We start from the raw sequence: 12506 nt of genomic DNA, 5'->3' as shown, positions 1-12506 counted from the left end.
GCCGCCCGCCCGGCTCCAAAAACAGACACCAGGCAGTCATCCACCCCGTCGGCAAGCAACGGCAGGAGGTTAAATAGCAAGCTCAGGAGTTACGGGTCCCTGAAGGAAACGCCTACATGCTGGGCAGCCCAGAGAACGCCCGGCGCCTGCCGTCGGCCATCGACAACCTGGAGGCCGGCCACGGCCGTAAGACCCACAGGATCCCAGGTGGCAAGGTACGCTCAAGTTTCATAAGATTCACAAGTTTCATAGGTTTCATAGAGGTTCACAGGAGGTCGGGTGCAGAATCCCTTTCGGGCAACCGCGGGAGCGCCACCGCCCCAAGTCATCGGTCGTATAGGGGTGCTCGACGAGTTCGACTATGGACTCACCCTTGGCTCTGGCGCACCTAGCCTATTGACGATTTTCACGGGTGCACGAGGTATCGGCAAGACGGTGATGCTCGGTGAGGCCGGTGCCGTCGCCGAGTCGCACGGGTGGGTGGTCATCTCTGAAACCGCGACCGCAGGTTTCATGGGCCGCATCGGTGCCCAGATGCAGCGTCACCTGCAAGAACTGGGGGAGGGGCCCGCGCGCCGGCGAATCACGGGTGTTTCTGCGGCGGGGTTCAGCATCACCACCCAGCTCCCGCCTGAGCAACAGGTCGGCTGGCGAGAAACGGGAGAGGCACTGCTTCGGCTCTTGGCGTCCAACGGTACCGGGCTTGTGGTCGCTGTCGATGAGATTCATGCTGCCGACCGTGCGGAGATTTCGCAACTGGCCGCCGTCATCCAGCACTTCATCACGGACAGTCTGCCGATCGGAATGCTCTTTGCAGGTTTGCCGGCCGCCGTCTCGGATCTGCTCAACGAGGGCGTTGCCACGTTCTTGCGGCGTGCGGACCGGATCGACTTGCATGCGGTGGCCGTCGGCGAAGTCGAAAGGTCGTTTGCCGAACTCTTTGCCCAAGGAGGGTTCGAGGTTTCGTCCGCGCTCCTAACTCAAGCGGCGGCGGCCACTGATGGGTACCCGTTCCTGATACAGCTGGTTGGGTACTTCTTATGGCGAGAAGCTGAGAAGTCCTCGGGTGTTGTTGACCAAGCGGCGACGACCAACGCCATCACGGCCGCTCTGAGGCGCAACGAGCGGGTTGTTCTCGAGGCGGCGCTGTCGACTGCGTCTGGCCGTGACGTGGACTTCCTCTGCGCCATGGCCCAAGATGAAGGTTCCTCGATAATAGGCGACGTGGCCGAACGAACTGGCATGTCCCCGAGTGCAGCAAGCAACTATCGCCGCCGACTGATCGAAGAGGGCTTGATCCAACCGGCCGGGTACGGGCGAGTCGCATTCGCTATCCCTGGTCTTCGCCAGCACATGCGCGCTGCACAGTGACGTGACTTTGCGGAAGGGTGCAGAATCGCTCCGACCCTGCCGAGCTGACGGCCTCGGCCCACCCCGTGCCACACTGGAAACGATCTGTCCCTGACGTGAGGAAACACGTTGAAGGACCTGCTCGCCGCCTTCGCCTGACCGCTGTGGCCGTCCCGGCGGGTTACCTGCGCCAGCGGCTCGACGCCGGGCTGAGCGATGACGCGACCGTGCTGGATACGGTGCGTTCAGCTGCCTCCTTCCGTGCCGCCGGCGGACGTCCGGGAGCGGCTGGCCTGCTTCCACTTCCGCGGCGCCACCATGGACAAGCCGGCGGGGGCGCCATCCGGTGGCGAACGGTTCCGGTTGGCGTTGGCGCGCATCCTGCTCGCCGACCCGGCTCCGCAGCTGTTGTTGCTGGACGAGCCGACGAACAATCTGGACTTGGACTCGGTGGCCCAGCTCGTCACGGCGCTGGCCGGCTACCGGGGCGCGTTCGTCGTCGTCAGCCACGACGATGCGTTCCTGCCCGAGCTGGGACCGCTGCGCGAGTGGTCGCTGGGCCGGTTCCAGGACAGGGTGGGTGCCGGTGGCTGGGCCCACGACGGCGAGGGCCTCGATGCGAGCTTGCGACCGGTGGGTGCCGTTGGGGACTACGTGTCCACGTCCACTTCCACGTCCACCAGATCGTCGTAGAAGGCAATGAAGCCGGCCAGATCGGCGGCGTCCGTGAATGGCGTCTCGTAGCTCCACGCCACGTCGACGGATGGGTCCGAGGCCAGCGCCCAGTAGCTGGCCCGGCCCTTGTACTGGCAGATCGTGGTGGAATCCGTGCGAACCAGCGTGTCGAAGTCGACGTCGTCCGGCGGCAGGTAGATGCGTGTCTGCAGGCTTGTTTCAAAGACCAGCTTCGGCGACACGCTTTCGGCAAGGCGCAGCCCGTCCTTGTGGATGCGAACATGCTCGCTGCCTTGCCTGACGTCGACGCGGTGGAACGGGTCGCGCGGGTGGCCAATGACCGGTTCGTCCTCCTCGAGCCAGTCGAAGGCGTCGAAATCGAACAGGATGTGGCCGGCCAGGTCGGGGTCGTCAAGGCGGAAAGCCCCGTCGGCTGCCTGGTTGTCCCCGGCGGCGACATCCAGTGACGTGCCGGGGGACATGTGCACGGCGAACGGGATTCCGGCGTGCAGGACGAAGCCCGCCGGCGGTGGCGGCGGCTCACCGGGCGACGGCGCCAGGGTTGCGACGACGTCGTCCACCGGCACGGCGTAGTTGAGAAGCACGCGGCGCGGTTCCCAGACGAGGACGGCGCGCCGCGAGTCGAGGACGACGGCGGGACCCAGCAGGGCCCTGATCCTTTTGGCGGTCGGTTCGAAGCGCAATTCGCGAAGGTGTGAGTTCAACACGGTGGAGAGCTTGGTGGCCATGGTGCAAGCGTAGGCTGATTTCGCCCCGGTGTACCCTTACGTGCATGCCCGAGATTCCATACCCGCTGGTGACCGAACGGCTCGTGCTGCGGCGCTTCACGGCCGACGACCTGGACGCGTACTACGCGTACCAGAAGCTGCCGGACACGGCCCGGTTCCTGCTCAACGAGGCCCGCAGCTACACGGAATGCATGGCCAGGATCGCCCGTTTTGTCGACGCGCCCTTTGCCGGGCCGGGGGACTGGGCCACTTTCGCCGTCGAGTGGCGCCATGCCCCCGGGTTCATTGGCGAGATCGCGTTGAAGTGGGGCGTCGGTGGCCGGGAGGCCGCCGACGGGCAGCCCGTGGAGCGGGTGGGGGAAATCGGCTGGACGGTGGCCCCGGGGGTTCGCGGCCGCGGCGTGGCCACGGAGGCGGCCCGCGCCGTGTTGGATCTGGCCTTCGGCGGGTTGGGGTTCCGCCGCATCGAGGCCCGGCTGGACGCCCGCAACGACGCGTCGGCCGCGATCTGCCAACGGCTCGGCATGAAGCTGGAGGCCGTCATGACGGACAACATGTACCTCAAGGGCGAATGGACGTCCGAGGCCGTGTACGCGATCATCCGGGAGGCCGCCCGGGCGGAGGTGTGACCGCTGCATCACCGTCTGTGTCAGAGGCGGCTCCTATGATTCGAGCAGGGGGAAGGAGTGATTAGGAGCAAGCCATGGAGAACCTCAAGCGCACGACGTGGTTCGGCGCCGTGCCCGAAGACCACGATGCCGAGACACCGGATGGCGCGCCGCCGCGGTACCGGCCGGACCCGGAACCCGAACGCGCCTGGACCCGGGCCGAGCAGGTGGTGCTGCTGGACGTGTACGCGAACGGCGCGGACATCGACGACATCGAGGAGCGGCTGGGCTTCGACCGGCGGGACGTCGCCGTCCGGCTGGTGCGCCTGCTCTTCGAGTTCGACGGGGAGATCGACTGCGCAGCCGCGGCCCCGCGCTTCGGGGAAACGTACTCGCTGCGCGACGACGGTGCCCTCGACGCCATGTTCCAGGCCGGGTGCCAGCTGGAGGAGATGGCCACCACGCTCGGGCGCACCCCGCTGGGCGTGGGCTGGCGGCTGATCGACACCCGCCGGCCTGCCGTCCCGCCCGAGGTCTGGCACCGGCTGCAGCAGTGACCCTCAGGCCGTGGCCATGCCGAGCAACCAGTATGCGGAGCCAGCCACGGCCACTGCGATGACCACGGCGAACGCCGCCAGCCACAGCACGGCCGGGATGGAGGTGGAACGGGCCAGGATGAACGCGTCCGAGGTTGCGAGCCGGTTCCGGTGCCGGGCATGGACGGCGGCCACCTTGAACCAGTCGCGGACGGAACCCACCAGCAGGGCGGCACCCAGGGCCAGGACGATGTAGCCAACGGCCGGCGGCGGGGCGAACACCACCAGCGCCTGCGCGATCGCCGCACTGCACAGGGCCACGGCAATCCCGGCCAGATTGCGCAGGAAGACCAACGTGACGAGCAGCACCAGTGCGCCGATCGACAGCGCCGCGCCGGCCCAGCCGGCGGAGACGGACCACACCAGCGCGGCGCCAACCACGGCCGGCGCCGGGTAGCCCCAGAAACCAGACCATACCGCGCCTCGTCCGCCCCGGCCGCTGCTGGTCAACTGGCCGGAATGATCCAACGCGATCCGCAGTCCGTGCACCACCCGCCCGGTCATCAGCGCGGCGAACGCGTGCCCGAGCTCGTGGACAAAGGTCACGTACAGGCCGAACCACCGCCACGTGGCCCGGGGGATGGTCAGCACCACCACGGCCGCGAGGACGCCGAGCAGAACCGGAGTCGAGACGTGCAGGCCGTCCTGCCGGGCGAAGCCCGCCACCAGGGCGTGCCACCACGCGGCGGCGGCCGCTTCGGGTTGCCCCGCCACATTCATCACGTGGGAAGCCTACGCGACGGGCCTGTGACGCGCCGCTACTCCTCCTCGCTGCCCGGGGCGTCGCTCGGATCATTACGGGACCAGCGGCGCGTGACGCCCAGCCGGCGCAGAACCCGCAGTGGGGTGCGGGCGGCGTCTCCGTTCCGGGAGTTCTTGTGTGGACTGCAGATGGCGCAGCCCTTCTGCCGCTTGTGGGATGAGTGGGCCATGGACCTTCCTTCCGTGACCTGCCCGAGGGCAAGAGAGCCACGTTAGCCGCTGCCATCGAATCGGGCAAGGAATGAGGCCGCGCGCCACCACGGCTGGCGACGCAGGCCGGCCATGCCCCTGCGCCCTGCGTGAAAGTGATTGCACGGGACCGGGCCCACGGCGTTGGCTGGACCCATCGCGAACATCCTCATCCTCGGTGGCACCGGCTGGCTGGGTCGAACGCTTGCCGGCCACGCCCTCGCCGCCGGTCACGCCGTCACCTGCCTGGCCCGCGGCGAATCCGGCGCGTTCGCGCCACGGGCCCGTGCCGTCGTCGTCGATCGCGACGAACCCGGCGCCTATGGTGACGTTGCCGGCCCGTGGGACCTCGTCGTCGAGCTCACCAGTCGACCCGCGCACGCCCGCGGCGCGCTCGGGGCGGTGTCCGCCGCGCACTGGACGTTCGTGTCCTCGTGCTCCGTGTACGCGGACCACTCGGTCCCGGGAGGGGACGAGTACACGGCCCTGCTGCCGGCGAATGCCGGATCGGAGGACTATGGCGAGGCGAAGTCCGCCTGCGAGCGTCTCACGCGTGAGGCGTTCGGCGGTGCCTTGGTGGTGCGCCCCGGCCTGATCGGCGGCCCCGGCGATCCGTCAGGCCGGACCACGTACTGGCCGCTGCGCTTCGCCGACCCACGCGAGCCGGTACTCGTCCCGGTCGCCGACCAGCATGTGCAGCTGATCGACGTGCGCGACCTGGCCGCGTTCATCCTCGCCGCCGGGCGGGCCGGGGCGTCGGGTGCTGTGAACGTGGTCGGCGCCGCCGTGCCGCTGGCCGAGGCGCTGTCGGTCGCCGGGCGGCGTCGGGCCGGACCCCGCGCGTGGTCGACTACCCGCCGGCGCGGATGGACGACGACGGCGTGGCGCCCTGGAGCGGTCCGCGCTCGCTGCCGCTGGTGTTGCCGTTGGGTGACGACTACGCCGGGTTCGCGCAGCGCTCGGACGCGCTGGCCCTGGCGTTGGGCCTGGCCCGGCGGCCGCTGCTGGACACGTTCCGCGACATCATTGCCGCCGAGGCGCCACTGGGCAACCGGGTGCTCGGCGCCGGGCTGAGCCCGGAGGAGGAGGCTGCGTTGGTGGAGGCGGTGCGGTAGCGGACATGCCAAGACACTAGTGGTACAATATTCGGTACCACTAGGAGGTTTGTCATGGCCATCACGGCATCGGAGGCGCGTGCCCGTCTTTTCCCCTTGATTGAACAGGTCAATAGTGATCACGCGCCGGTGGAGATCATTTCCAAGAAGGGCAGTGCCGTCCTCATGTCCCTGGCCGACTATGAGGCGTTGGAGGAGACCGCCTACCTGTTGCGCACGCCGGCCAATGCGGCACACCTCTTGGAGAGCATCGCCCAGCACCGAGCCGGCACCGTTGCCACCCATGAACTGGCCGAATGATCACGGCGTTCACCCCCAACGGCTGGGCTGACTACCAGTATTGGATCAAGACGGACAAGGCCATGCTCCGGCGCATCAACAGCCTGATCGCCGACTGTCTCAGGACGCCGTTCGAGGGCATCGGGAAACCGGAGCCGCTCAAGCACCAGCTGGCCGGATATTGGTCGCGGCGCATCACCGACGAACACCGGCTGATCTACACCGTCGATGACGACCAATTGGTCATCATCACCGCGAGACACCACTATTAGCCGGGGACTTGTCGCGACGAATACCGGGGACAGGTTCATTTCCAGCGCGGTATTGGGCCGTAAAGGACGAGGAATATGCGGTACTGGGGTATCTATCTTGCCGGGTGGGTTTCGCTGGGGACGTGGCCGCCTGGAGTGGGCCGCGCTTGCTGGCGCTGGGAAACCGAGTCTTGGGCGCCGGGTTGAGCCCGGAGGAGAAGGCCTCGCTCGTGGCGGCCATCGACCCGACGTCCTATTTGTCGGGCACACCGGCCAATGCGGACCATCCGGTGGAGGGCATCGTCCAGCACCGGGCCGGGATCGTAGGCTGACACGAACTGAACGAATGCCCCAGGCGCCGGTAGTTTATTTCTGCGTAACGTTGGGTGCCGGCGTTGCGCCACTCGACAAGTGGCGCAACGCCACGGGTCAAACGCTGCGCAGAAGAGCGGGGGTCTCGACGGGCTCGACCACCGGGGTCTCGACGGGCTCGACCACCGGGGTCTCGACGGGCTCGACCACCGGGATTTCGACAGGCTCAATCACCGACCACCTCCGTCGCCCCGAGCGCATCGGCCAGGAACGCGTAGTCCCACGCCCGCGTCTTCCAGCCCTCGTACCGGCCGGACGCGCCGCCGTGGCCCGCATCCATCTCGATCTTGAGCACGACCGGCGCCCCGGACGTCGACGAAGCACGCAATGCCTGCACCCACTTGGCCGGTTCCACATACAGCACCCGGGTGTCGTTGAAGCTGGTCACGGCGGCGATCCTCGGGTACGGCGCCGCGTGGACGTTCTCGTACGGCGAGTACGACTTCATGTACGCGTACACGTCGGGGTCCGTGATCGGGTTGCCCCATTCCTCCCACTCCAGCGCCGACAACGGCAATTCCGGGTCCAGAATGGTGGTCAGCGCGTCCACGAACGGCACCTGGGCCAGGATCGCCGCGTACTTCTGCGGCGCCAGGTTCGCCACGGCGCCCATCAGCAGCCCGCCGGCCGACCCGCCCAGGGCGCCGATCCGGGCCGGGTCCACCCAGCCGGAGCCGGCCAGCCAGTCCGTGGCCGCGACGAAGTCCGTGAACGTGTTCTTCTTGGCCAGCTTCTTCCCGTCGTCGTACCAGCGCCGGCCCAGCTCGCCGCCGCCACGCACGTGCGCGATCACGTACACGATGCCGCGGTCCAGCAGCGACAGCCGGGCGATGCCGAACTCCGGGTCCATGCTGACCTCGTACGACCCGTACCCGTACACCAGCCCGGCGTTCGAGCCGTCCCGGGCCAGCCCCGCGCGGTGCAGCACCGACAGCGGCACCCGTGTGCCGTCGTCGGCCGTCGCCCATTCGCGGGTCGCCACGTAGCCGGACGGGTCGTAGCCGCCGAGCACGGGGGTCTCCTTGCGCAGGAACAGCTCGCCGGCGGTACCCTCTGCCGGCAGCGCGTAGTCGTAGACGCGCGGCGGCGTGAAATACGACGTGTAGATCAGGCGGATCAGCGGCGCCTCGTAGTCGGTGCCGCCCATGGAGGCCGTGTACAGTTCTTCGCCGAAGACGGGTCCGACGGCGGTGCCCTGGTCCGCGGTGCCCAAGCCTGCCAGCGGGGTCACCTGGACGCGCTCGATGGTGTCCTTGCGCAGCGAGACGACCAGGTGGGTCTTGGTGACCGTGGCGCCGTTGATGCGCACGTCGTCGCTGTGCCCCACGACCGTGCGCCACGCCTGCTCGGTCAATGGCTTGGCAAATTCGGCGGGGTCCGCCAGGGAGACCATCGAGTTCACGGCGTCCCGGTTGTGCGTGAGCAGGATCGTCTCGGCGCCGTCCAACAGGAACGGTTCGGCGTCGTAGAGCACGCGTTCGCTGCGCGGGATCAGCGTGACAAGTCCGGCATCAGGGTGGGCGAAGTCCAGCAGCCGGGTCTCGCTGTACTCGGAGCAGCCGATGCCCACGACCAGGTGGCGGCGGTCGGCGGACAGCTCGAAGCCCGTCCACATGGCGACGTCGTCCTCCTGGTGCACGAGAGCGTCGTCGTCCACCGGGGTGCCGAGCACGTGCGCCTTGAGCTGGAACGGGCGCCACGACTCGTCCGCGACCATGTAGTACAGGGTGCCGCCGTCGGGGGAGAAGGCCAGGCCGTAGAACGCCTTTTCGATGACGTCGGGGAGCAGCGCGCCGGTGCGCAGGTCCTTGACCCGCACGGTGAAGACCTCGTCGCCGGCGTTGTCCACGGCGTACGCGTACAGGTTCCCGTCACGCGTGACGGCGGCGCCGCCCAACGCGAAGAACGGGTGGCCCTCCGCCTCGGCGTTGCCGTCGAGGATGACCTGCTCGCCGGGCACATCAACGCCGGGGTCAATGACCGGGGGGCTCCAGTGGGCCAGCCCGTCGCCCGTGGCGGGCACCCGGCAGTGGATGCCGTAGGCCCGGCCCTCCACCATGCGCGAGTAGTACCACCAGCCGTCCTTGCGGTTCGGCACCGACAGGTCGGTCTCCTGCGTGCGGTTCTTGATCTCGTTGAAGATGGCCTGGCGCAGCGGTTCCTGGCCCGCGGTGACGGCGTCCGTGTAGGCCTGTTCCGCGTTGAGGTGGGCCAGCACCGCCGGGTTGTCCTTCTCGCGCAGCCACTCGTAGTCGTCGGTGAACGTGTCACCGTGCTGGGTGCGGTTGACGGGGATCTTCTTGGCGGCGGGCGGCTGGGGGACGGCTGGCTGTGCGGCGGAGGTCATGGGTCCACTGTATTGAATGCCGTGGGCGGTTGTGGACGCGTCCGGGGTGTCGGATCCGGCCCGCCATTGAATCCTACACACCGATGGAATGCGTGTTCCGGGGCCCGCGGGCCCTCAAACGAGCGCTGTTTCGGCCGGGTGAGCCCTGGATTGGTCCCCGCCCCGCGACGCGTTGCGGTTGACCGGTGTCACACACCGTGGAATATTTATAGAACGAACGGTCGGTAATTGGCCGTGGGGCCCGATCGATCAGGGTCGAATCCAGCAGGGTCGAATCCAGCAAAGGGGATGTCCATGGCCGCAGGATCACCGCAGGCTTTTCTCGTGGGCGGGGTGCGCACCCCCGTGGGCCGCTACGGCGGGGCGCTGAGCTCCGTCCGCCCGGACGACCTGGCCGCGCTCGCCGTCAGGGAGGCCGTCACGCGCGCCGGCATCGACCCGGCCGACGTCGACGAGGTCATCCTCGGCAACGCCAACGGCGCGGGCGAGGAAAACCGCAACGTGGCGCGCATGGCGTGGCTGCTCGCCGGGTTCCCGGACACTGTCCCCGGCATCACCGTCAACCGGCTGTGCGCGTCCGGCATGAGCGCCATCACCCAGGCGTCGCACATGGTCAAGGCGGGCGCCGCGGACCTGGTCGTGGCCGGCGGCGTCGAATCCATGTCCCGCGCGCCCTGGGTCATGGCCAAGCCGGAGAAGGCGTTCGCGAAGCCTGGCGCCAGCTACGACACGTCCATCGGCTGGCGCTTCCCCAACCCGCACTTCCTGTCCGGCGAATTCGCCCGCGACGGCAAGATGACGTACTCCATGCCGGAAACCGCCGAGGAGGTCGCCCGCGTCTTCAACACCTCGCGCGAGGACTGCGACGCGTTCGCCGTCCGCTCGCACGAGCGTGCCCTGGCCGCCATCGCGGCCGGCCGGTTCGCGGGCGAGATCGTGCCCGTCACGGTCCGGGGCCGCAAGGGTGACACCATCGTGGACACCGACGAGGGCCCGCGCCCCGGCACCACCCTGGACGTGCTCGCCAGCCTGCGCCCCGTCGTCAAGGGCGGCACGGTCGTCACGGCCGGCAACGCGTCCACGTTGAACGACGGCGCCTCGGCCATCCTCGTCGCCTCCGAACGCGCCGTCGAGAAGTACGGCCTCACCCCCCGCGCCCGCATCCTTGACGGCGCCGCGGCCGGCCTCGCCCCCGAAATCATGGGCATGGGCCCGGTCCCCGCCAGCCGCAAGGTCCTCGAACGGTGCGGCATCGACGTCGGCCAACTCGCCGCCGTCGAACTCAATGAGGCGTTCGCCTCGCAATCGCTGGCATGCATGCGCGAGCTCGGCCTCGACACCGGCACAGTGAACAACGACGGCGGCGCCATCGCGCTCGGCCACCCGCTCGGCTCGTCCGGCTCACGCATCGTCATCACGCTGCTGGGCCGGCTCGAGCGCGAGGCCCACGGCGGCCTTGGGCTCGCCACGATGTGCGTGGGCGTGGGCCAGGGCGCGGCGCTGCTGGTGGAGGGACTGTGATGGCGCCGGATTCAAAGCACGACGCCGGCGCGCGCCTCGATCCCGCCGCGTTCGCCACCCTGCTGGTCACCGAGGCGGACGACCGGGTCGCCGTGCAGTTGAACCGGCCGGCCGTGCGCAACGCCATCGACGCGGCCATGGTCGACGAGCTGCACCGGGTCTGCGCGTACCTGGAGGCCACACCCAAGGTGTTGATCCTCTCCGGGGTCCCCGCCGACGAGGCGGCCGGCACGAAGGGGATCTTCGCCTCCGGCGCGGACATCGCCGAGCTGCGCGAACGACGCCGCGACGACGCGCTCGCGGGCATCAACTCGTCCCTGTTCGACCGCATCGCGAAGCTGCCCATGCCCGTCATCGCCGCACTGGACGGGTATGCGCTCGGCGGCGGCGCCGAACTGGCCTATGCGGCGGACTTCCGGATCGGCACGCGCGCGCTGCGCATGGGCCAGCCCGAGGCCGGCCTGGGCATCATGGCCGCGGCCGGCGCCACGTGGCGGTTGAAGGAACTCGTGGGGGAGCCGGTCGCCAAGGAGATCCTGCTGGCCGGGCGCATCCTCACCGGCGAGGGCTGCCTGTCCGTCGGGCTGATCACGGAGCTCGTGGAATCGGCCGACCTGATGGCCACGGCCCACGAGCTCGCCGACAAGATCGCCGCCCAGGACCCGCTCGCCGTGCGCACCACCAAGGAGGTGTTCCACGCCCCGCGCGAGGCGCACCCGGACGTGGACAACCGGGCCCAGGCGGTGCTGTTTGAATCGCCGGCCAAGTTCGAGCGCATGCAGGCGTTCCTGGATCGTAAAAAGAAGTGACCGGAAGAGGAAATGACCATGGCTGAAACTCCCGGCGTGCTGCCGTCCCGCATCGGTGTCCTCGGCGGCGGCCGCATGGGCGCCGGCATCGCGCACGCGTTCCTCATCAAGGGCTGCGACGTCCTGATCGTGGAGCGCGACGACGACGCCGCCGTCGGGGCCCGCTCCCGCGTCGAGTCGGCGCTGCTGGCGTCGATCGCCCGGGGGCTGAACGGGCCGGCGGAAAGCCACCTGGGCCGGCTGGCCGTCTCCACGTCCTACGCCGACTTCGCGGACCGCGATCTGGTGGTGGAGGCCGTGCCCGAGGTCTGGGACCTGAAGGTCGCCTCGCTCACGGCCGTGGAACGCGAATTGCGCCCCGGCGCCGTGCTCGCATCCAACACGTCCTCGCTGTCACTGTCCGGCCTGGCCGCCGCATTGACCCGGCCGGAGGACTTCCTCGGCCTGCACTTCTTCAACCCCGTGCCCGCCTCGGCGCTCATCGAGGTCGTCATCGCCGAGCGCACACGCCCCGACCTGGCGGCCGCCGCGCAGGGCTGGACGACGGCGTTGGGCAAGACCGCCGTCGTCGTCAAGGACGCGCCGGGGTTCGCCTCCTCACGGCTGGGCGTGGCGATCGCGCTCGAGGCCATGCGCATGGTCGAGGAGGGCGTGGCCGGCGCCGAGGACATCGACAACGCCATGGTCCTCGGCTACCGGCACCCCACCGGTCCGCTGCGCACCACCGACATCGTGGGGCTCGATGTGCGCCTGGGCATCGCCGAATACCTTGCCTCGACGCTGGGGGAGCGGTTCGAGCCGCCGCAGATCCTGCGCGACAAGGTGGCCCGCGGCGAACTGGGCCGGAAGAGCGGCAAGGGCTTCTTCGACTGGGCCTGAGCGT

At 69.0% G+C, this 12506-nt stretch carries 14 protein-coding genes and 1 pseudogene; 11 read left to right on the top strand and 4 right to left on the bottom strand.

Annotated features, from left to right (window positions below; translation table 11 throughout):
* The first annotated feature begins 342 nt into the window (after nt 1-342).
* Both EJC77_RS05640 and EJC77_RS21675 read left to right on the top strand, forming a co-directional pair.
* The gene (locus tag EJC77_RS05640; protein WP_240629821.1) at nt 343-1371 is read left to right on the top strand and encodes an AAA family ATPase; all 1029 of its coding nucleotides are present in this window, start codon (nt 343-345) and stop codon (nt 1369-1371) included.
* A gap of 158 nt (nt 1372-1529) precedes the next feature.
* Nucleotides 1530-1887: pseudogene (locus EJC77_RS21675) on the top strand (ATP-binding cassette domain-containing protein); the annotation flags it as partial.
* A gap of 113 nt (nt 1888-2000) precedes the next feature.
* Here the strand turns inward: EJC77_RS21675 and EJC77_RS05630 are convergent.
* Nucleotides 2001-2774 carry a DUF427 domain-containing protein gene (locus EJC77_RS05630; RefSeq protein WP_125610593.1) on the bottom strand — a complete coding sequence of 258 codons (774 nt, stop codon included), beginning with the start codon at nt 2772-2774 and terminating at the stop codon, nt 2001-2003.
* A 44-nt stretch (nt 2775-2818) separates the two neighbouring features.
* Here EJC77_RS05630 and EJC77_RS05625 point away from each other — a divergent pair, with 44 nt between their 5' ends.
* Together EJC77_RS05625 and EJC77_RS05620 are read left to right on the top strand one after the other, a co-directional pair.
* Nucleotides 2819-3403, top strand: a complete 585-nt coding sequence (locus EJC77_RS05625) for a GNAT family N-acetyltransferase (protein WP_125610592.1) — start codon at nt 2819-2821, stop codon at nt 3401-3403.
* Between the two features lie 74 nt (nt 3404-3477).
* Nucleotides 3478-3939 carry a hypothetical protein gene (locus EJC77_RS05620; protein ID WP_125610591.1) on the top strand — a complete coding sequence of 154 codons (462 nt, stop codon included), beginning with the start codon at nt 3478-3480 and terminating at the stop codon, nt 3937-3939.
* 3 nt (nt 3940-3942) lie between these two features.
* Here the strand turns inward: EJC77_RS05620 and EJC77_RS05615 are convergent, their stop codons facing one another.
* A complete protein-coding gene (locus EJC77_RS05615; protein WP_125610604.1) occupies nt 3943-4698 on the bottom strand; it encodes a M50 family metallopeptidase in 756 nt (251 codons plus the stop codon).
* A gap of 38 nt (nt 4699-4736) precedes the next feature.
* Nucleotides 4737-4910: a hypothetical protein gene (locus tag EJC77_RS20290; protein ID WP_164520323.1), complete on the bottom strand. Its 174-nt coding sequence runs from the start codon at nt 4908-4910 to the stop codon at nt 4737-4739.
* 163 nt (nt 4911-5073) lie between these two features.
* On the opposite strand from EJC77_RS20290, the gene EJC77_RS05610 reads away from it, so the two are divergent.
* From EJC77_RS05610 to EJC77_RS05595, 4 genes are all read left to right on the top strand, one after another.
* Nucleotides 5074-6003, top strand: coding sequence for an NAD-dependent epimerase/dehydratase family protein (locus EJC77_RS05610; RefSeq protein WP_240629819.1), 930 nt, complete (start codon nt 5074-5076; stop codon nt 6001-6003).
* Nucleotides 6004-6098: 95 nt separating this feature from the next.
* Entirely contained in the window at nt 6099-6344 is a 246-nt protein-coding gene (locus EJC77_RS05605; protein WP_125610590.1) for a type II toxin-antitoxin system Phd/YefM family antitoxin, read from the top strand.
* Nucleotides 6341-6595 carry a Txe/YoeB family addiction module toxin gene (locus EJC77_RS05600; RefSeq protein WP_125610589.1) on the top strand — a complete coding sequence of 85 codons (255 nt, stop codon included), beginning with the start codon at nt 6341-6343 and terminating at the stop codon, nt 6593-6595. The genes EJC77_RS05605 and EJC77_RS05600 overlap by 4 nt, the downstream gene beginning before the upstream one ends.
* A gap of 122 nt (nt 6596-6717) precedes the next feature.
* Nucleotides 6718-6906: a hypothetical protein gene (locus EJC77_RS05595; protein WP_125610588.1), complete on the top strand. Its 189-nt coding sequence runs from the start codon at nt 6718-6720 to the stop codon at nt 6904-6906.
* A 206-nt stretch (nt 6907-7112) separates the two neighbouring features.
* Here EJC77_RS05595 and EJC77_RS05590 read toward each other — a convergent pair whose 3' ends face one another.
* Complete coding sequence (locus EJC77_RS05590) at nt 7113-9293, bottom strand: S9 family peptidase (protein WP_125610587.1); 2181 nt, start codon at nt 9291-9293, stop codon at nt 7113-7115.
* A 294-nt stretch (nt 9294-9587) separates the two neighbouring features.
* On the opposite strand from EJC77_RS05590, the gene EJC77_RS05585 reads away from it, so the two are divergent.
* From EJC77_RS05585 to EJC77_RS05575, 3 genes are read left to right on the top strand one after another with little or no spacing between them, the layout of a single operon-like run.
* The gene (locus EJC77_RS05585; protein WP_420820298.1) at nt 9588-10814 is read left to right on the top strand and encodes a thiolase family protein; all 1227 of its coding nucleotides are present in this window, start codon (nt 9588-9590) and stop codon (nt 10812-10814) included.
* A complete protein-coding gene (locus EJC77_RS05580) occupies nt 10814-11623 on the top strand; it encodes an enoyl-CoA hydratase/isomerase family protein (RefSeq protein ID WP_125610585.1) in 810 nt (269 codons plus the stop codon). The genes EJC77_RS05585 and EJC77_RS05580 overlap by 1 nt, the downstream gene beginning before the upstream one ends.
* Before the next feature lie 12 nt (nt 11624-11635).
* Nucleotides 11636-12502, top strand: a complete 867-nt coding sequence (locus EJC77_RS05575) for a 3-hydroxyacyl-CoA dehydrogenase family protein (protein WP_125610584.1) — start codon at nt 11636-11638, stop codon at nt 12500-12502.
* Nucleotides 12503-12506: the final 4 nt, after the last annotated feature.

The organism is Specibacter cremeus, from assembly GCF_003946885.1.
In the GTDB taxonomy this organism is placed as follows: domain Bacteria; phylum Actinomycetota; class Actinomycetes; order Actinomycetales; family Micrococcaceae; genus Specibacter; species Specibacter cremeus.
Note: the sequence above shows the minus strand (reverse complement) of the source record. Positions and strands in the feature narration are given on the sequence as shown.

What these genes read in the sequence shown, in the direction of transcription:
- EJC77_RS05630 (WP_125610593.1), bottom strand. Translation starts at nt 2,774, where the DNA reads ATGGCCACCAAGCTCTCCACCGTGTTGAACTCACACCTTCGCGAATTG.
- EJC77_RS05625 (WP_125610592.1), top strand. Translation starts at nt 2,819, where the DNA reads ATGCCCGAGATTCCATACCCGCTGGTGACCGAACGGCTCGTGCTGCGG.
- EJC77_RS05620 (WP_125610591.1), top strand. Translation starts at nt 3,478, where the DNA reads ATGGAGAACCTCAAGCGCACGACGTGGTTCGGCGCCGTGCCCGAAGAC.
- EJC77_RS05615 (WP_125610604.1), bottom strand. Translation starts at nt 4,698, where the DNA reads ATGAATGTGGCGGGGCAACCCGAAGCGGCCGCCGCCGCGTGGTGGCAC.
- EJC77_RS20290 (WP_164520323.1), bottom strand. Translation starts at nt 4,910, where the DNA reads ATGGCCCACTCATCCCACAAGCGGCAGAAGGGCTGCGCCATCTGCAGT.
- EJC77_RS05605 (WP_125610590.1), top strand. Translation starts at nt 6,099, where the DNA reads ATGGCCATCACGGCATCGGAGGCGCGTGCCCGTCTTTTCCCCTTGATT.
- EJC77_RS05600 (WP_125610589.1), top strand. Translation starts at nt 6,341, where the DNA reads ATGATCACGGCGTTCACCCCCAACGGCTGGGCTGACTACCAGTATTGG.
- EJC77_RS05590 (WP_125610587.1), bottom strand. Translation starts at nt 9,293, where the DNA reads ATGACCTCCGCCGCACAGCCAGCCGTCCCCCAGCCGCCCGCCGCCAAG.
- EJC77_RS05585 (WP_420820298.1), top strand. Translation starts at nt 9,588, where the DNA reads ATGGCCGCAGGATCACCGCAGGCTTTTCTCGTGGGCGGGGTGCGCACC.
- EJC77_RS05580 (WP_125610585.1), top strand. Translation starts at nt 10,814, where the DNA reads ATGGCGCCGGATTCAAAGCACGACGCCGGCGCGCGCCTCGATCCCGCC.
- EJC77_RS05575 (WP_125610584.1), top strand. Translation starts at nt 11,636, where the DNA reads ATGACCATGGCTGAAACTCCCGGCGTGCTGCCGTCCCGCATCGGTGTC.